Raw genomic sequence first — 18,125 nt, 5'->3', positions numbered from 1 at the left:
GCAGGCGGGTCGGCGTGATCCAATTCATGTCGCATCCTTCCATGCACAATGTGGTTATACTATACCACGCTAGGTAAACTCGTACCGGAGAATGCATTTGCATTTGTTGATGGGAGCTAGGTCAAATAGCCCGGGCATTTGAAGAACGGAATTCATTTATGCCCGGGTTTTACCTACCATCTGAAAACGAGTTTGATCCTTCAACCGACGACTTTGTACTGCGATCCGTTTCTAAAGAGCGGCGCTACAAGCACTTCGACCTGCCGTTGCGTGATAGCGATGTTGAGCGGGAGTTCGACTTCTCGCAGGAGAAGGATGTGCACCGATTTTGGCCTTTGCTTGGCTACACTGATCTCGCGCGACGGTACGTGCGCGTCAAAGATGATGATGGCAACTGGAAGCGAGACGTGACCGGCGACTTTGAGCGCACGGCCGTGCAAAAACCACGTCCCATCCGGTTTGCTGGACATGAGGACGCAGCTTACCTCCAAGCCTATGCAACCCACCTAAATGACTTCTATGAGCGTGCACTCGCTGAGGACGGCACGGCAGGCAATGTCCTCGCGTACCGCAAAGGTGGTGGCACGAATATTCATCACGCGAAGTCGTTATTCGACGAAATCGTTGACCATGGTAATTGCATTGTTGTTGCCATGGACATTTCAGGCTTCTTCGACAACCTAGATCACCTGCTTCTCCGTGATGAAGTCGCGGGGTTAATTGGAGCAACCAGACTAGAAGGGCATCACGGTACAGTTTGGAAAAACGTTACTCGCTATTCTTGGGTTGAGACAGTCGACCTTGATGCACGACTTGGACGAAATCGAAAAGGTAATGGTCGAGTTTGCACACCGCGCGATTACGTTACCCACGTTCAAGGACGAAAGAATGGATTGATCAGAACGCACGATCAGCGGTTTGGCATTCCGCAAGGGACACCCGTGTCCGGCCTGTATGCGAACATTTACCTTCGCACCTTCGATAAGATGATGGTCGCTTGGTGCAAAGAGCGAGGCGGATCATATCGTCGTTACTCAGACGACATAGCGGTTGTTCTTCCGTTAGGCAGCAGAGCAACTGACGTCGTTGCATCAGTGGAAGCTATGCTCGCAGAATTCAAACTGAAAGTATCGGTGAAAAAGACAGAGACGGCTGTATTCAAAGCTGGCGTACTTACATCCAGCAAGCCCATTCAATACCTTGGCTTCACATTCGATGGCACGAACACTTTGATACGCCCCTCTTCGCTGGCCGCGTACCTAGGCAAGATGCGGCGAGGTATCCACGCGAAGCTTGTGGCCGCTAAAGCTAAGGACGTCCCATCGTTTGAGGTCTACCAGCGCGAACTGCGCAGTCGGTATACCCACGCGGGTAAAAGGCGCAACTTTATCAGGTACGCGCACAAGGCTGCTGACATTATGGAAAGCCCAGAGATCAAACAGCAGGTCAAGAAGAATGCAACTTGGTTTGACCGCGCATGGGAAAGCGAAGTGTCGAAAGTATACGGGGGAATGGTAACGCAATAGTCGCACAGCCTATGTGGCTGCCGCTACTTCAAACCCTCAAACCCCAGTAACCCGCCGCAAATTCACCCGCTCAAACCTTAATAAGCCAAAAAAAACAACAAAAACAACCACTTACTCCCCTGCTCAAGCTTGAGCACCCAGGATCAAGCCACCAGAGTCTCCGCCGCCTTCAGGTCCACCGAGACCAGCTGAGACACCCCCTGCTCCCCCATCGTGACCCCGAAGAGCCGGTCCATCCGGGCCATCGTGACCGCGTGGTGGGTGATCGTCAGGAACCGCGTGTCGGTCATCCGGGTCATCTCGTCCAGCATGTCACAGAAGCGGGTCACGTTGGCGTCGTCCAGCGGCGCGTCGACCTCGTCCAGCACGCAGATCGGCGCCGGGTTGGCGAGGAAGACCCCGAAGATCAGCGCCAGCGCCGTGAGGGTCTGCTCGCCCCCCGAAAGCAGCGAGAGAGTCGAGAGTTTCTTGCCCGGCGGCTGGCAGAGGATCTCCAGGCCAGCCTCCAGCGGATCGTCTGATTCCACCAGCACCAGCCGCGCCTCACCGCCCCCGAAAAGGTGCGTGAAGAGCCGCGAGAAGTTGGCGTTCACCTCGTCGAAGGCCTTCAGAAGCCGCTCGCGCCCCTCCTTGTTGAGAGAGTTGATGCCGGTCCGAAGCTTGGCGATCGCCTCCTCCAGATCGACCTTTTCCGACGCCAGCGTTTCATGCTCCTCCCGCACCTCGCGGGCGTCCTCCTCGGCGCGCAGGTTCACCGCCCCAAGCGCGTCTCGCTGACGGCGCAGGCGCATCACGTCCTGCTCGATCCGGTCGGCCGAAGGCATCGGGTCCGGCAGGTCGCCGAGGCTTTCCCGCAGCGCTTCCGGCGTCAGTTCCTGCTCTTCCGAGATCCGGTCCGCGGCGGCCTGCACAGCTTCCATCGCGGCGTCACGGCGCGCTTCGGCAGCGGCGCGGGCCTCGCGGGCCTCGGACGCGGCGCGCTCGGTATCGCGCTCGGAACCGCTGGCCGCCCGCAGATTGGTCTCTCCTTCAGAAAGCGCTTGCGCGGAGGCGGCCTTGCGGCTCTCGGCCTCATCGATCTGGATCACCAGTTGCTCGCGCCGCATGGCGATCTCGCCGGGCTTCTGGCGCGCGTCGATCAGGGCCGTCTCGGCCTCACCCCGGCGTTTCTCGAGCTCTGCCAGACGCGAGGCGGCATTGGTCAGGCGGTTCTGCCAGTTGGTGATCTCAGTGCCGATCTTGGCGATGCGTGACACGCGATCTTCGCCGTCGCGCTTCACCTCGTCGAAGGCGGCGCGTTTGGCCAGCATCGTCATCCGCGCGGCCTCCACGGTCGTCTTCACATCGGCCAGGCGACCGCGCACGGCGTCGAGATCGTCGAGTTCGGCGCGGGCATCCTGCGCCCGCGTCAGCTCGGCACGGGCGGTGTCGGCCTCTTCCGCGTGACGCGACGCAGTGAGGCGCAGGGTCTCCAGCTTGCCGTCGAGCACGCTCTGATCCGCCTCGGCGCGGGCGGCGGCGCGACTGGCTTGGCTCAGCTGCGTCTCCGCATCCCGGCGCGCGGCGCGGGCAGCCTTGTCGGCCTCTGTCAGTTGCGCGAGCCGTTGCGCCAAGGTGTCATGGGCAGCCTTCGCCGCGTCGGCTTTTTCGCGGGCCCGCAGGCGCTCGTCTTCCAGCTCAGACAACCGGTTTGCCTGCTCCAGCCGCCGCGCGGCGGTAGAGACGGCGTCGGCGGCGGCCACGGCGAAACCGTCCCACCGCCAGAGGTCGCCCTCGCGGCTGACAAGACGTTGGCCGGGCTGAAGTTCGGGTTGCAGACGCGCGCCATCGGCGGCGTCGATGATGCCGACTTGCGACAGGCGACGCCCCAGAACGGCCGGGGCCTGCGCGACCTCGGCGGCAGGCTGCGCGCCCTCGGGGAGGGCGGCGCTGGTGTCGTAGCCCGGCAGGTCCGTCCAGCCGGTGGCGCCGGCCTCGGGCGCGCGGGCGGCCTTCAGATCGTCGGAGAGAGCGGCGCCGATGGCGGCTTCGAAACCGGGCGCGACCTTGATCTCGTCCAGCACCTGATCGCCGTCGCCCCTGTCGCGTTCCAACACGCGGGCGAGCGCAGTGACTTCGGCTTCCAAGGTGCCGGCGCGGCCCTCGGCTTCCGAGCGGGCGGAGCGCGCTTCGGTTTCTTTGACCTGGACCTCGGCGCGCGCCGCTTCAGTCTCAAGCAGCGTCTCTTCAGCGCGGGCGGCGAGGTCCGTGGCGCGCGCAAGGGCGGCCTCGGCATCCTCGGCTTCGCGCTTGAGGGTCTGCAACCGGTCCGCCGCATCACGGGCCGCCTTTTCAGCGGCCTGCGCGTCGGCGGTGTTGCGGGTGACGGCCTTTTCGGCCTCTCCCATCCGCCGCTCGATCGCCTGATACCGGGCCGCGAGCGCGGCGGATTGTTCCGTCAGGTCAGAGAGCTCCGCCTCCTGACCGGCGAGAACACTGCGGGCATCCGTCACCGCATCGCGGGCGTCGTTCAGGCGCGCGTCCTGACTCTTCTGGGTGCGCTGCAAATCGGCGCGCTCGTCTTGCAGCCGGGCAACGGTTTCGCCCGCGTCGGCGTTCAGGGCCTCTTCACGCTCCCGGTCCTTGTCGATCTGAGTGATGCGGTTGCTCAGGGTCTCGACCGCCGCGGCGGCGCGGTCGGCCTCGGCTTGCAGGCTGTCTCGTTCGACCATCAACCGCTGCAGGATTGCGGCCGCGACGGTGTCTTCCTCGCGCAGGGGCGGCAGCGCTTCTTCCGCGGCTTCACGGGCGCGCACGGCCTCCATCGCGGCGGCTTCGGCCTGGGCTGCCGAGGCGAGACCCGCGCGCAACGCCTCTTCCGCGCGCAACCGGGCGGCGTCGGCATCGCGCCAGCGGACGAAGAGCAACATCCCCTCGGCCAGACGCAGTTCCGATCCGATCTCGCGGTAGCGCGAAGCCTGTTTTGCCTGTCGCGCCAAGGTGGTGATCTGGCCGCTCAACTGCTCGAGAACGTCATCGGTGCGGGCCAGATTGGCCTCGGCGCCCTTCAGTTTCAGCTCTGCCTCGTGGCGCCGCTGGTAGAGGCCGGAGATGCCGGCGGCCTCTTCCAATACCCGGCGGCGGGCCTTGGGCCGCGCGTTGATCAGCTCGGAAATCTGGCCCTGACGCACCAATGCGGGGCTGTGCGCGCCGGTGGAGGCATCGGCGAACAGCATCGAGACGTCGCGGGCGCGGACGTCTTTTCCGTTGAGTTTATAGGCACTTCCGGCGTCACGCGTGATGCGGCGGATGATGTCGATCTGGTCTTCATCGTTGAAGCCGGCGGGCGCGAGGCGGTCGGTATTGTCGATCTGGAGCGAGACCTCGGCGAAGTTTCGCGCGTTGCGTGTGGCGGCACCGCCGAAGATCACATCCTCCATCCCCGAGCCGCGCATCGCGGTGGGGCGGTTTTCACCCATCACCCACCGTAAGGCTTCGAGAAGATTGGATTTTCCGCAGCCGTTCGGCCCGACCACGCCCGTAAGGCCATCGGCGATCACGAGATCCGTGGGATCGACGAAAGACTTGAATCCATTGAGTCTGAGCTTCGTGAAACGCACCTGTACTGCCTCTTTCCGATGGCGATTCTGCTTCCCCCCAGTCTACGCGAAGGGGCGCGGGGCGAGTCAACGTGGAGGGGCCGCATATCGTGGGTATGGGCGGGTTATCCCCAAGATATGTGATTTTACCCCAAATCTATGATGGGTTTTGCGCCGGGATACTGGACGGGTTCCCGCCCGTCCGATGCCGTCAAAGGCACCGCGCCTCGAACAGAATGCAACAGCCAAGGCGACGCTACGTAAGCCGTGGTTGAGAACGCGGTTGCGCGATGTTATTATAGAGTATGCCCGGCGTCGGGGTTCATCAGGCGCATTGCAATGGAGGATAGAGTCCTGACCGGACTTCACCAAGCAGGGGCCCAGACCTCTGCCGCCACAGCGCAGACCAGCACCACTGGCGCGCGGAAAAAAACCGCTTACAGCAGCGAAGAGCTGTTGGAGCGCATTTTGAAATCCCTTGATGACGACAAAGCCGAAGATGTCGTGCAGATCGATCTGCGCGGAAAATCTTCGATTGGCGATTACATGGTCGTGGCTTCTGGCCGCTCGACCCGTCAGGTCTCGGCCATGGCGGAAAAGTTGGTCGACAAGCTGAAGCAGGACTTTGGCCTGTATGCGAAGATCGAAGGCAAGGACACCGGCGACTGGGTCTTGATCGACACGGCCGACGTCGTCGTGCACATCTTCCGCCCGGAAGTGCGCGAGTTCTACCAACTCGAGAAGATGTGGCAGCCCGATGCGCCCGAAGCTGCGGCTTCGTCAGGGTCGGAAGGCTGAAGGTCCATCTGTGCGTCGTGGGCCGCCTCAAGGGCGGGCCCGAGAAGACTCTGATCGACGATTACCTGCGAAGATTCGACAAGACGGGCCGGGGCCTCGGGCTTTCGCTCGGGCAGGTGGTTGAGGTCGAGGATCGGAAGGGCGGCGGCATGGCGGCGGAGGCGGAGTTGATCCGCGCGCGGCTGCCCGGCGCGGCCTTCTGGGTGATGGATGAGAGGGGAGAGGTCATGACCTCTCCGGCCTTTGCCGATCGGTTGGGCGCGCAGCGCGACCGCGGGATCGGCGATCTGGCACTGGTGATCGGCGGCGCGGATGGGATCGACCCATTGTTGCGGGCGGAGGCCGGGTTGGCCATATCCTTTGGCAAGATGGTCTGGCCGCATATGCTGGCGCGGGTGATGCTGTGCGAGCAATTGTACCGCGCGGCTTCCATCCTTGCCGGAAGCCCGTATCACCGCGTTTGAAGCCGAGGCTCGCGGCCTGTTCTACTGCATCAGGATCCGTTGGCGGTGGCGGCGGAGTAGCAGCAGCCCGAACATCAGCGGCACGAGCGCCCATGCCATCAGGAGTGGCAGTGAGATGAAATCCGGCGCGTAGGTGGGATAGACCCCTTGCCGGAACATCGCGGTGACGTGGATCCACGGGGTCCAGTCCAGCACATTCTGCAGGTTCGCCGGCAAATCCTCGTAAAGAAAGAAGACGCCTGCCGCGATCAGGAGCGGTCGTGACGCGATGCTCCAGAATTGCACATAGACGGGAAACAGGCCGCAGAGTGCGCAGTTGAGCGTGCCGTGCCCGAGCCCGAGCAGGGCGGCCAGCGCGAGGGAGGACACCATGTGCCCCACCGCCAGAACGGCGGTCGTGTCCGTGAACTCCAGAATGCCGACAAGCACGATGCTGGTGATCGCCACGCTGGTCAGCGTGTTGAGGATGAACCGCGCGAGGATCGCGTCGATCCAGTTGACGGCCGGGTACAGCAGCAGCGGCCGCGAGAAATTCAGCGCATGCATCACCGAGGTCAGGGTCAGGCTGTAGAGCAGGAACGGCAGGTAGCCGGTGGTGTAGAACAGCAGGAATGAATTGCCCAAGGAGGGGCTGCGGATCAGCAGCGAGAACACGAAGGACATGACCAGCAGCGCGCCGACCGGTTCGACGAACGCCCAGACATAGCCCCCGGGAGACCGGCCATAGCGCGTCGACATCTCACGCAGCATGAGCGCCACGATGGCGCGGAGCGACGCGAGGCTGGTGGCGCGCGATCGTGCGCGGCCCACGGCTGATGGGGTGTGCGTATTGGGTGGCGAGAGCGTGTCGGAAACCACGAGGCTACTCATTCTTTCTTAAAACTTGCTGCGTATACCGGGTTTGCCACGTCCGGCAGGCGCCTCGGCAGGGGTCCTGCCGAGTTAGATCACAGCGAGGTTTCCAAACCATTGATACAGGCGGCCATCACCCTCGATCCCCCAAGACGCGCCGAGCGGCGGCTGCGGGTCAACACGGTGCCGGCCGGTCGCGCGCGGATGCGGCGGCGTCACTGGGGGCTTGTGCTCTCCTTCGCCCTGCTGGTGCTCGCGCCACTGGGGGCGGTGGGGTTCTACCTCTACAGGGTGGCGGTGGATCAATACGCCTCCACCACCGGATTCACGGTTCGGCAGAACGAATCCGGTGCCGCGACGGACATGCTCGGCGGGCTCGCGGCTTTCACCACCGGCGGCGGCGGGCAGGCGGATGCAGACATCCTGTATGAATATATCGTCAGCCAGGAGCTGGTGCAGCGGCTCGACGAGAGGCTCGATCTCGTGAGGCATTATGGGGCGCGCTACCGCGACGACCCGGTCTTTTCGCTCGACCCGAGGGCCACGATCGAGGGGTTGCTCGACTATTGGCAGCAGGTCGTGCGGATCAGTTACAGCCAATCTTCGGGCCTGCTGGAACTGCGCGTTCTGGCATTTGATCCGGAGATGTCCCAAGCCATCGGGCGGGCGATCATCGAGGAAAGCCAGAACCTTGTGAACGCGCTCAACAGCACCGCGCGAGAGGATGCCATGCGGTTCGCCGAGCAGGATCTGCAGGACGCCCTGACACGGCTGCGGACGGCGCGGGAGGCCCTGACGCGTTTTCGAACCCGCACCCAGATCGTCGACCCCGAAAGCGACCTGCAAGGCCGGATGGGGGTGCTCAACACCCTGCAACAGCAACTTGCGGAAGCCTTGGTCGAGAATGACCTTCTGTCCGAGAATACCGGCAACCCGAACGATCCGCGCCTGCGCCAATCCACGCAGCGCATCGACGTGATCCGCGCGCGCATCGCGACGGAGCGGCAGAATTTCACCGAGGCGGACGCGCAGGTGGGGGGAGAGGATTATCCAACCCTGATCGCGGAATACGAGGGGCTCGTCGTCGACCGGGAATTCGCGGAAGAAAGCTATCGCGCGGCGCTCACCGCACTTGATCTGGCCCGCGTCAACGCCACCCGCCAGAGCCGATACCTGGCGGTTTTCATACAACCGACCTACCCGGAAATGGCGGAGTTTCCGAGGCGAGAGGTCATCCTGAGCCTCGCGACGCTGTTCCTCCTGCTCGGATGGGCGATCCTCGCGCTGATCTATTATTCGATCCGCGACCGGCAGTAGGCGGCCCATGATACGGTTCGAGAACCTGACAAAGAGCTTTCGCGTCGCGGGTCAAAGGCGTGTCGTGATCGACAATTTGAACCTGACGCTCCCGACGGGTCGGTCCCTCGCGCTGCTCGGCCGCAATGGCGCCGGGAAGTCGACGCTGATGCAGATCATCGCCGGCAACATGAAGCCTGACCACGGCCGGGTGGTGTCGGACGGCACGATCTCCTGGCCGGTGGGCTTTGCGGGCTCGTTTCACCCGGAGCTGACCGGCGCGCAGAACACCCGCTTCATCGCGCGGGTCTACGGCGTCGACACCCGAGAGCTAACGGATTTCGTGCGCGGCTTCGCGGAATTGGGGGCGCATTTCAACATGCCGGTGCGCACCTATTCGTCGGGCATGCGGTCGCGTCTGACCTTTGGCCTGTCGATGGGGATCGAGTTTGACACCTACCTCGTCGATGAAGTCACCGCCGCCGGTGACGCGGGATTCCGCGAGAAGTCGAAAGCTATGTTCGCGGCCCGGATGGAGCGGTCCGGCGCGATCATGGTGAATCACAACCTCGGTGAACTGCGCGAGTATTGCGATGCCGCGCTGGTGCTGGAGCGGGGCCGAATGCGCTATTTCGATGATCTGGATGAGGCGATCGCCCTGCACAAGGCAAGCATGAGCGCCTGAATTGGGCCACACTGAACCTTAATCGAACCCCTCAAAAGTCTCTCTATTTGCCACTGCCGCGCCATAAAACGGCGCCAGCTTGGCGCGCCTTCCCCGCCATATGAGCACCCCAACCACACGGAAAAGGCGGGTGCGTCATGGCGCAGATGGTCATCAACGGGCAGTTTCAAACGGGCGTCTCCGCGCTGGACATCGGCATCGCCGACCTGATGGTGGTCGAGCAGAACGGCCTGTCCGTGCTCTATGCAAGCTCGGGTCGGAATGGCGGCGTATCGGCCTTTGCCTTGGACGGGGCTGGCTCTGTCAGCCTTCGGGATACGGCGCTTTATGACCCGGCATGGGCGGAGGCGGCGCTGGCCGAGTTGTCGTTGATGGAGGTCAACGGCGCGCTGTGCATCGCGGTGGCGGGCTCGGGCGCGGAGCAATTGCACCTCTACGACGTGAACGCGGACGGCAGCTTGGGGAGCGCGCTGCAGATGTCGGGCGTGAACTCTTCAATGACGCAGTTGCTGGAGGTCACGCAGACCGACCAGCAGACCCTCTACATGGCGGACGCGGGCGGCGGCTCGATCCACGCTTACACCATCGGCGGCAACGGCGCGCTGTCACAAGCGATGCAGGTGAGCGACACCAGCACATCCTACGCCGCCGAGGTGACGGCCATTGGCTCGGCCAATGTCATGGGCAACGACTACGTCATCAGCGTCAGCCAGTCCGAGAGGGGGGTATCCGCCTACAGGCTCGACGGGAACAGCTTGGTCAACACCGGCAACGCCGGGGTGAACGAGGGTCTGGGCGTGATGACGCCAACGGACATGGAGATGGTCGAGACGGGCGGGCGCAGCTTCGTTGTTCTGGCCTCGGCGCCCTCCGACGGGCAGGGGCAATCCGGCGCAATCACCGTGATGGAAGTGGCGCAAGACGGCAGCCTTGTGGCCACGGACCACGTGATCGACACGGCGGATACGCATTTTGGCAATGTGCAGACCCTCGAGGTCGTGGAGACCGGCGGCCGCCACTACGTCATCGCGGGCGGTGGCGATGATGGCGTGACGCTTTTCGTGATGCTGCCGCACGGTCGGTTGCAGCTTCTGGGCACGCTGTCGGGGGATGCGGGGTTGCAGAACATCTCGTCCATCGCCGCCGCCGTCGAGAGCGACAGCCTGCATATCTTCGTGGCCTCCGAGATGCAGGGCGGGGTGACCGAGATCACGCTGGACGTTGCGGATCAGGGGATGATGGTCGCGGTGAGCCATGGTGGCGGCAGCCTCGCGGGCGGCGCGCTCGACGATGTGCTGATCGGCGGCGCGGGGGCGGACAGCCTGACCGGCGGTGCCGGCGATGACGTGCTGGAGGATGGCCTCGGCGTCGATACGCTGCACGGGGGCAATGGTGCGGATATCTTCGTGATGCGGTCTGATTTCACCCACGACGTGATCGAGGATTTTCAGGCCGGTGTGGACCGGATCGACCTCTCAGCCTGGCCGATGCTCTACGATGCGGCGCAGATCGGCTATACGGCGACGGCGCAGGGCGCGGTTCTCGATTGGCGCGGCGAGACGTTGGAGGTGTTCTCGCGCAGTGGTCAGACGCTGAGCTTCACGCAGGTTCACGCCGCGATCCTGAAGACAGCCGACCGGGTGCCGGATTTCTCGCTCTATGGCGGCAACAGCGGTGACGATGCCATCGCAGGCACAGCGATCAACGACGCGGTGGATGCCGGCGACGGGGCGGATACGGTCACCGGCCTGTCCGGCGACGATTACGTCAACGCCGGGCGTGGCAACGATGTGGTCAGCGGTGACGGGGGCCGCGATACGCTGTCGCTCGGGGACGGCAGCGACTACGTCGAGGGCGGTGACGGCGACGATCTGATCTACGGCGGCAGCGGTCGCGACGAGATCTGGGGCGGCAATCAGGCGGACACGATCCACGGCGGCGCGGGCGTCGATACGATCCGGGGGCAGCAGGGCGAAGACCTGATCTACGGCGGCAACGAACGCGACATCATCCTGGGCGATAACAGCGATGACACCCTTTATGGAGAGCACGGCAACGACGTGGTACGCGGCGGCAATGGCGACGATTTGGTCGTGGGGGGCGACGGGAGCGATCGCCTGTTCGGGGCCAACCACGAGGACACGATTTACGGCGGCGCGGGCGATGATCTGGTGCGCGCCGGATACCAGGCGGATTTTGTCGATGGCGGTGCGGGCAATGACTCGCTCGTGGGTGGCGGCGGGTTTGATACGCTTATCGGCGGCGCGGGGAACGACACGATGGAGGGCAACTTCAACGCCGACAGGTTCCATTTCGACGATGGCCACGGCGACGATGTGATCCTCGACTTCGATGCCGGGAATGATGCCGAGAAGCTGGTGTTCACGGAGCTTGCGACGATGAACAGCTATGCTGATGTGCTGACGGCGTCCGTTCAGAAGGGGGCGGATGTTCTGATCGACACCGGGGGAGGAAGCTCGATCCTGTTGCAGGACGTCTCCCTGCTCGACCTCGACGTGCAGGATTTCCTGTTCTAGGCACGGCGCGACAGGATGTCCTTGTAAAGGGCCACCAGCTCTTCACCCTGATCGGCGGCGCTGCGCAGGCGTGCACGGACGCCAGGCGGCGCGGTGTAGCGGGAGGGGTCAGCGTCGATCCGGCACAGCACTTCGGCCAGGGCGCGGTGGTCATCGACCGGAACGATGTGGCCGTTGCGCCCCTCGGTGATCTCGCTGCCGATGGCGCCGCGATCCGAGGCCATGACCCAAAGGCCGAGCGCCAGCGCTTCGCGGGTGACCAACCCGAAGCTTTCGGGCCAGATCGACGGCGCGAGAAGCACATCGAACCGGCCATAGAGCGCGCCGACCTTGTCCTGAGGCTGACGCGGGATGCGCACAACGGGGGTCGTGTTCCAGACCTCGCGGGCTTCCGCGCCGGGCGGAAGCGCGTGGTCCGCGACGATCAGGTCGAGGTTGGCGAAGGGCCGGGAGGTGAGAGCCGCGCGCAGGATATCGTAGCCCTTGTGCCGGGATGCGCCGCCGATCAGGCCAAGCCGCACGCGCCCCTTGGGGGGGCTCTGACGCCGCCGCTCCGGCAGGGTCGAGACGCCATTGGGCATGGCTACGACATTGGTCAAACCGGCCTTCCGATGAAGCTCGGCGAAAGGCTCAGACACCGCGAGGGCGGCGCTTGCGTCCTCTATGCACCGGCGCGCGCTCCGGGCGCGTTGTGGCAGGGTCGGGGCGGTGAAATCATATAGCTCCGGCGCGCCGTCAGGCCCGGTGATGAACTGGTGCGGCGACACCCACCAGCCGTCATGGAGCGTCAGCACATAGGGAATGCCGCGTTTGCGGCAGGCGTCGATGATCCCGACGCCGAGGCGCTGCACGCAGTGTATGTGGACGATATCGGGCGCGATGCGATCCAGCAGTTCGTCGATGCGGGCGTCCATCACGGGATCCCGCATGTTCTGTTCGGACAGGTCTGGGTCGTTGGCAATCGACCAGATACGCGCGCCGGAATGGCTCGTGGTGTGAACCTCGTGGGGCGTGTCTGCGCCGTCCAAGGTGGTGAGGACATCAACTTCGAACGCGTCCGAGTGATGCGTCAGCAGATGGGTCACGTTGTCGGCGACGACCCTCGTGGCGCCCCCGATGGATTGGGGCGGATAGAAAACGTTGACAATCAACAGCTTCGGTTTTTGCGCAGAGCGTGCGGCTTGCATGTTCGCGAGCAATCGTGCGCCCATCGTGGGCAGGGCATAGTCGCGCAACACCTTCGCCCTTGCCGCCTGACCGATGGCGAGGCGCGCGCCGGCATCCTCGATCAGGTGGCGCAGGGCCGCGACAAAGGCATCGCTGTCGGGCGCGGTGATCCCTGTCACGCCGTTGTCGATCACGCTGTCCATAACCGGAGAGGCGCTGACCACCGCCGGGATGCCGAACATCGCGGGTTCCAGCCACTTGATCTCGGACTTGGTGTCCGCCGCGACCGAGCGGGCGAGGACGGAGAGCGCGATGTCAGCCTGCGCCAATTCTTCGGCGTAGGATTCGAAATCCCAGATCGGAGGCAACAGCGTCACCTCATCCGGGGAGAGATGTGTCAGTTCCGGAAAATCGCCCATCAGCCGCACCTCCACACGGTCGCGGTACGCGGCGATGATCTGAGCGAGAGCGGGCTCCAGCACGTCGCGAAACTCAGTCTTGTGCGCCTTGGTGCCGGAGCTTGCGAAAATCACCAGCCGGCCGCTCCTGCGACGGGTGGCACGGGCAATGGCGCATTCGTGGGCCGCGCCGAGTGCGTTGCGATGGGTGAAGGCGGTGCCCGAGATCGTGAGGGGCGCCAGCAAGGCGCGGAGCGGGTCCGTCGAGGCAATGCCGTAGCCGCAGAGCCGCGCGCTGGCGGCGAACAGGGGCACGCCGCAGGCCATGATCCGGTGCGCCCGATCCGTGACCTTGCCCGCATAGGTCGCGAGGGGCAGCGGGAAGTGCGAGGCGTCGAAGATGAGGTCATCAACGTCGAAAAAGGTGGCGAGGCCTTGCTTGGCGGCCTCGATCATGAGGTCGGCGATCTCGGGCAAGGCGGGGGTGCGCTGGAAGATGACCGCGTCGAACTGCGCGAGTTGATGGTGAAGCCGCACGACGTCGGCGCTTTGCAGGAAGGTCGTGACCTGCACCCCTTGAGTGCGCAGCTGCTCGGCCTTCTGGTCGGCCCGGTAGAGTTTGCATTGGTAGAGGTCATCATTTGCGAGGATCGCGACGCGCTCGATCTGCCCGGCACGGGGTACGATTTCCGGCGTGGGCGCGTAGAGCTCAAGCGCGCGGGTGAGGAGATCTTGCACCTCGTCCACGGCGTAGCGCTCGAGATGCCGGTTCAGGTTCCTGAAGAGATCGTCGAAGACCTTGCGCGCGAGGGTGCGTCGGCGCTTGCAGAGCGCGACATTGCCGTGCGCCTCGGTCGGCAAGGCGCTGGCGTGGCAAAGGGCGGCGTCGTGGTCACCCTTCTCGGCGCAGAGCTCGGCAAGGGTCAGACGGTTCTCGCCGCCGTCGAAATCGGCCGGGATGACTAGGCGCAGGGCAATCTCGCGCGGGGTCTGACGGGTGCCCCGGATAAGCGCCGCAAGCGCCAGACGGGCGCGCGGATCATCGGGGCTGTGGTGGAGCACGCGCATCAGCAGCTTCTCGGCACTCGCCAAAGCGCCGCGCCGCCGTTGCAGACGAGCCAGATCGATTGCGAAGCTGCGGTTTGCTGTACGGGTCAGGTCCAACTCGCGGATCGCCCTCATCGGGTCTTCCACGAGGCGGGACACCTCTCCCGCCGAGGCTGCGGTGATCCCGGCGGGCAGGCGCAGCCCATAGCTGGCAAGAGCCTGAGCCCGGGCGTTGGCGTGGATCTTCTTGTGCAACCCGAAACGCGCCCAGTGGCGAGGGCAGGCCGCCTCGCTGATCCCGCGCTCGGCAAGAGAGGAGGCGTAGAAGTCCGCGTCGAAACGGTGATCCGGATGCGCGGGCAGGCCAGAGTCGAGCCCATTGCGGGCGTAGTGATGGATGCAGGAAAGGCGGTCCGGAGGGGGAAGGTCCATTCCCGCGGCTTCGACGGCGGCGAAATACGTCTCGTGATGGAAGATGTTCGCCAAGGCGGGGCCGTGCAGGCCGAGGATCAGCCAGTGATCCTGCTCGCGCAGGGCGAGTTTCAACGGCGACACGCCCCGCGCGATCAATTCGGCGGCAGCTTGAGGCGGGGCGAGATGCTCCGGCAGACGGTGGCCCGTGGCCTGCGCAACGAAACTCCGGTCCCACGCGACGGGCATTCCGTTCCGCCCTTCCGGGATGCCGAATTCGAGGTAGTGGAAAAGCGCCTCTACCGGGTCATAGACCGCGCCGGCCACATCGAGGTTTTGCGCCAGATAAGCGCCGAGGGCGAAGCCTTCCCGAAGCGCAGCGGCGCGGGGATGGCGCAGGAGGAATAGCAGGCCATCCTCGTCACCCTCCTCGGTCTCTGCGCGGGCCTGTCTCAGCCAGTTGCGCCAGTTGTTCCGCTGGGCTTGCGTGGTCAGCAGGCCGCTTTCCCGCCGATCGAAGGGCACCGGGCTGGCTCCCGTCATCTCCCTTTTCGCCGTTACAATTCTGGTCATACCGCGCGTGTCCCTGCCTGCGACGGCGCGGCCGCGCCGGGGACGCTTGCAGCACCGATGCCGCCTCCGTAGAACAATTTGGTAAAGGAGTTCTCAACCCATGGCCGAAACACCCCGCCCCGTCGTTCTGTGCATTCTCGATGGATGGGGCATCGGACAGACCGAAACCGATAACGCGCCCTTGTTGGCGAAGACGCCGGTGATGGACGGGCTGATGGCGCGCTACCCCCATGCGACGCTGTTGACCCACGGGCGGGATGTCGGCCTGCCGGAAGGGCAGATGGGGAATTCCGAGGTCGGCCATACCAACATCGGCGCGGGTCGTGTGGTGAAGATGGACCTGGTGGAGATCAACGATTCCATCGACGCGGGCGAGTTTGCGCAGCGCGAGGCGCTGGTGGCCTTCGCCGAGGTCCTGAAGGACTCAGGCGGCGTCGCACACCTGATGGGCTTGGTGAGCGACGGTGGCGTGCATTCGCAACTGGCGCATCTGGAGGCGGCGGTGGCCGTTCTGACGGACGCGGGCGTCCCTGTCGCCGTGCACGCGATCACCGACGGGCGCGACGTGGCGCCGAAATCTGCCGAGCGTTACCTGCAGGGGCTCGCCCTGCCTGACGGCGCCGCAATCGCGACAGTCAGTGGGCGCTACTTCGCGCTCGACCGTGACAATCGCTGGGACCGGGTGGAGCGCGCCTATGCCGCCATGGTGCGTGGCGAGGGCGACGAGGCACCGGACGCGCTTTCCGTGGTCAGCACGGCTTACGCCGCTGACAAGACCGATGAATTCATCCCTCCGACGGTGATCGGCGATTACGCCGGGATGGCCGATGGCGACGGCATCTTCATGCTGAATTACCGCGCGGACCGGGCGCGGGAAATCCTCGCGGCCCTGGGCGACCCCGCGTTCGACGGCTTCGACGTGAGTGGACGCCCGGACTTCGCCGCGAAACTGGGGATGGTGGATTACTCGAAGGCCCATGACGCCTACATGACGACGGTGTTTCCGAAGCAGGAGATCAAGAATACCCTAGGCGAATGGGTCGCCAAGGCGGGGCTGAAGCAGTTCCGCGTCGCGGAGACCGAGAAATATCCTCACGTGACATTCTTCCTGAACGGCGGCGTCGAGGTGCCGGAGAAGGGTGAGGATCGGCAGATGCCGAAATCGCCCAATGTCGCGACTTATGATTTGCAGCCAGAGATGAGCGCCGGCGAGGTGACGGAGCTGCTCGTCGACGCGATCCGCGCGCAATATGACCTGATTGTCGTGAACTACGCCAACCCCGACATGGTGGGGCATACCGGCGATCTGAAAGCGGCGATGGCGGCCTGCGAAGCGGTAGACACGGGCCTCGGCAAAGCGCTGGAGGCGCTGGACGAAGTGGGTGGGGCAATGATCATCTGTGCCGATCACGGCAACTGCGAAACCATGATCGACCCCGAAACGGGCGGGCCGCATACCGCGCATACGACCAACCCGGTGCCGGTGATCCTTGTCGGTGGTCCTGACGGCGCGCGCCTGCGCGACGGGCGGTTGGCGGATCTGGCTCCTTCGCTGCTGCAGTTGATGGGGCTGGAACAGCCTGCCGAAATGACGGGCGAAAGCCTGATCTCTTGAGGCTGCGCCACCGACATAAGGTGGGGCGGTTCTTGGGCCCTTTGCTCGGCCTCGCCGTGGCGATGGCGGCCCATGGGCAGAGCGATCCGGCGGCGACGGCGCGAGAGGCCTCTGCCATGTTGGAGCGTGCGGCGACTGCGCTGCGCGACGCCGATGGCGCACGGGACCGCGTCGAGGCGCTGACCGAGACGGTGCGCGCCTATGAGCACGGGCTCGACGCCCTGCGCGCAGGTGTCCGCGACGCGGCGCTGCGCGAGCGCACGATCCTGTTGGTGTTCGATGCCGAACGAGAGCGGCTGGCGCAGCTGACAGGCGTGTTGCAGCGGATCGAGGAAGCGCCGGCCCCTGCCACGCTGCTCCATCCCGAGGGGCCCTTGGGCACCGCGCGGCTCGGGATGATCGTGGCCGATGTCACCCCCGCCGTGGCCCGGCAGGCCCGCGCGCTGCGGGAGCAATTGGAGGAACTGGCGGTGTTGCGCGCGTTGCAGGATAGCGCCGTGGGAGAGCTCGAGTCCGCGCTGAACGGCGTGCAATCGGCCCGCTCGGCCCTGAGCCAGGCGATTGCCGACCGGGTCGATCTGCCGGAACGATTCGCGCATGATCCCGACGCGATGGCGCAAATCCTCGCCAGCGTCGACGGGCTTGGCAGCTTTGCGGACATGCTGGCTGAGACGCCGGTGGCCACCGGCGCGCCGGCGCAGGATTTCACCCAGGCGCGCGGCGCCATGCCCCTGCCGGCCCTCGGCACGCTGGTGCGCGGCTTCAACGAGACCGACGCGGCAGGCATCACGCGCCCCGGCACCCTGCTGGCCGTGCCACAGAACGCGCTTTTGACCGCGCCATGGCCTGCGTCGGTCCGCTATGCCGGGCCGCTTCTGGATTACGGAAATGTCATTATCCTCGAGCCCCACGCCGACTATCTTCTTATCTTGGCGGGCGCGGGAGACCTCTTCGTGACGGCGGGTGAATTGGTGCCCGAGGGCGCGCCTCTCGGGCTGATGCCGGACGGAGAAAGCGAAAGTGAAGCGGAATTGATCGTTTCTGACGCGCTTGGCGGTGGCGCCGGGCTGTCGGAAACGCTTTATATGGAACTGAGACAGGGCGGCAGCCCGGTGGACCCCATGGCGTGGTTCGCCGTGCAATAGGCCCCTTCGACGTGGACGTTGGAGGCAGGGTCA

Annotated in this window: 11 protein-coding genes; 8 read left to right on the top strand and 3 right to left on the bottom strand. The window is 64.7% G+C overall.

All coding sequences use genetic code 11. The annotated features are described in order from the left end of the window. Positions 1-158 precede the first annotated feature (158 nt). Positions 159-1,526 carry an antiviral reverse transcriptase Drt2 gene (gene drt2 / locus KYE46_RS00910; protein ID WP_219002797.1) on the top strand — a complete coding sequence of 456 codons (1,368 nt, stop codon included), beginning with the start codon at positions 159-161 and terminating at the stop codon, positions 1,524-1,526. A gap of 143 nt (positions 1,527-1,669) precedes the next feature. On the opposite strand, the gene KYE46_RS00905 is transcribed toward drt2, so the two are convergent. Further along, a complete protein-coding gene (locus KYE46_RS00905; RefSeq protein ID WP_219002795.1) occupies positions 1,670-5,125 on the bottom strand; it encodes a chromosome segregation SMC family protein in 3,456 nt (1,151 codons plus the stop codon). A gap of 318 nt (positions 5,126-5,443) precedes the next feature. Between KYE46_RS00905 and rsfS the strand changes: the two genes are divergently transcribed. Next, entirely contained in the window at positions 5,444-5,902 is a 459-nt protein-coding gene (gene rsfS, locus KYE46_RS00900) for a ribosome silencing factor (RefSeq protein ID WP_219002792.1), read from the top strand. Beyond that, positions 5,899-6,366, top strand: a complete 468-nt coding sequence (gene rlmH, locus KYE46_RS00895; RefSeq protein WP_219004965.1) for a 23S rRNA (pseudouridine(1915)-N(3))-methyltransferase RlmH — start codon at positions 5,899-5,901, stop codon at positions 6,364-6,366. Before rsfS ends, rlmH begins: the two co-directional genes overlap by 4 nt. Positions 6,367-6,387: 21 nt before the next feature. Here the strand turns inward: rlmH and KYE46_RS00890 are convergent, their stop codons facing one another. Beyond that, on the bottom strand, positions 6,388-7,236 hold the full coding sequence (locus KYE46_RS00890) for an ABC transporter permease (RefSeq protein WP_219002790.1): 849 nt from the start codon (positions 7,234-7,236) through the stop codon (positions 6,388-6,390). Positions 7,237-7,335: 99 nt separating this feature from the next. On the opposite strand from KYE46_RS00890, the gene KYE46_RS00885 reads away from it, so the two are divergent. From KYE46_RS00885 to KYE46_RS00875, 3 genes are all read left to right on the top strand, one after another. Beyond that, positions 7,336-8,535: a KpsE/RkpR family capsule polysaccharide export protein gene (locus KYE46_RS00885; RefSeq protein ID WP_247716880.1), complete on the top strand. Its 1,200-nt coding sequence runs from the start codon at positions 7,336-7,338 to the stop codon at positions 8,533-8,535. Between the two features lie 7 nt (positions 8,536-8,542). Further along, positions 8,543-9,199 carry an ABC transporter ATP-binding protein gene (locus tag KYE46_RS00880; RefSeq protein WP_219002787.1) on the top strand — a complete coding sequence of 219 codons (657 nt, stop codon included), beginning with the start codon at positions 8,543-8,545 and terminating at the stop codon, positions 9,197-9,199. 137 nt (positions 9,200-9,336) lie between these two features. Then, complete coding sequence (locus KYE46_RS00875) at positions 9,337-11,736, top strand: calcium-binding protein (protein ID WP_219002785.1); 2,400 nt, start codon at positions 9,337-9,339, stop codon at positions 11,734-11,736. Here KYE46_RS00875 and KYE46_RS00870 read toward each other — a convergent pair. After that, positions 11,733-15,302 (bottom strand): glycosyltransferase, encoded by a 3,570-nt coding sequence (locus tag KYE46_RS00870; RefSeq protein WP_219002783.1) that lies wholly within the window; start codon positions 15,300-15,302, stop codon positions 11,733-11,735. The genes KYE46_RS00875 and KYE46_RS00870 overlap by 4 nt on opposite strands. A 130-nt stretch (positions 15,303-15,432) precedes the next feature. On the opposite strand from KYE46_RS00870, the gene gpmI reads away from it, so the two are divergent. Both gpmI and KYE46_RS00860 read left to right on the top strand, forming a co-directional pair. Continuing rightward, positions 15,433-16,947, top strand: coding sequence for a 2,3-bisphosphoglycerate-independent phosphoglycerate mutase (gene gpmI, locus KYE46_RS00865; RefSeq protein ID WP_219002781.1), 1,515 nt, complete (start codon positions 15,433-15,435; stop codon positions 16,945-16,947). A gap of 20 nt (positions 16,948-16,967) precedes the next feature. Continuing rightward, on the top strand, positions 16,968-18,092 hold the full coding sequence (locus KYE46_RS00860) for a murein hydrolase activator EnvC family protein (protein WP_428845069.1): 1,125 nt from the start codon (positions 16,968-16,970) through the stop codon (positions 18,090-18,092). The last annotated feature ends 33 nt before the right edge of the window (positions 18,093-18,125 follow it).

The organism is Gymnodinialimonas ceratoperidinii (assembly GCF_019297855.1).
Lineage (GTDB): Bacteria > Pseudomonadota > Alphaproteobacteria > Rhodobacterales > Rhodobacteraceae > Gymnodinialimonas > Gymnodinialimonas ceratoperidinii.
Note: the sequence above shows the minus strand (reverse complement) of the source record. Positions and strands in the feature narration are given on the sequence as shown.

What these genes read in the sequence shown, in the direction of transcription:
- drt2 (WP_219002797.1), top strand. Translation starts at nt 159, where the DNA reads ATGCCCGGGTTTTACCTACCATCTGAAAACGAGTTTGATCCTTCAACC.
- rsfS (WP_219002792.1), top strand. Translation starts at nt 5,444, where the DNA reads ATGGAGGATAGAGTCCTGACCGGACTTCACCAAGCAGGGGCCCAGACC.
- KYE46_RS00890 (WP_219002790.1), bottom strand. Translation starts at nt 7,236, where the DNA reads ATGAGTAGCCTCGTGGTTTCCGACACGCTCTCGCCACCCAATACGCAC.
- KYE46_RS00880 (WP_219002787.1), top strand. Translation starts at nt 8,543, where the DNA reads ATGATACGGTTCGAGAACCTGACAAAGAGCTTTCGCGTCGCGGGTCAA.
- KYE46_RS00875 (WP_219002785.1), top strand. Translation starts at nt 9,337, where the DNA reads ATGGCGCAGATGGTCATCAACGGGCAGTTTCAAACGGGCGTCTCCGCG.
- KYE46_RS00870 (WP_219002783.1), bottom strand. Translation starts at nt 15,302, where the DNA reads ATGACGGGAGCCAGCCCGGTGCCCTTCGATCGGCGGGAAAGCGGCCTG.
- gpmI (WP_219002781.1), top strand. Translation starts at nt 15,433, where the DNA reads ATGGCCGAAACACCCCGCCCCGTCGTTCTGTGCATTCTCGATGGATGG.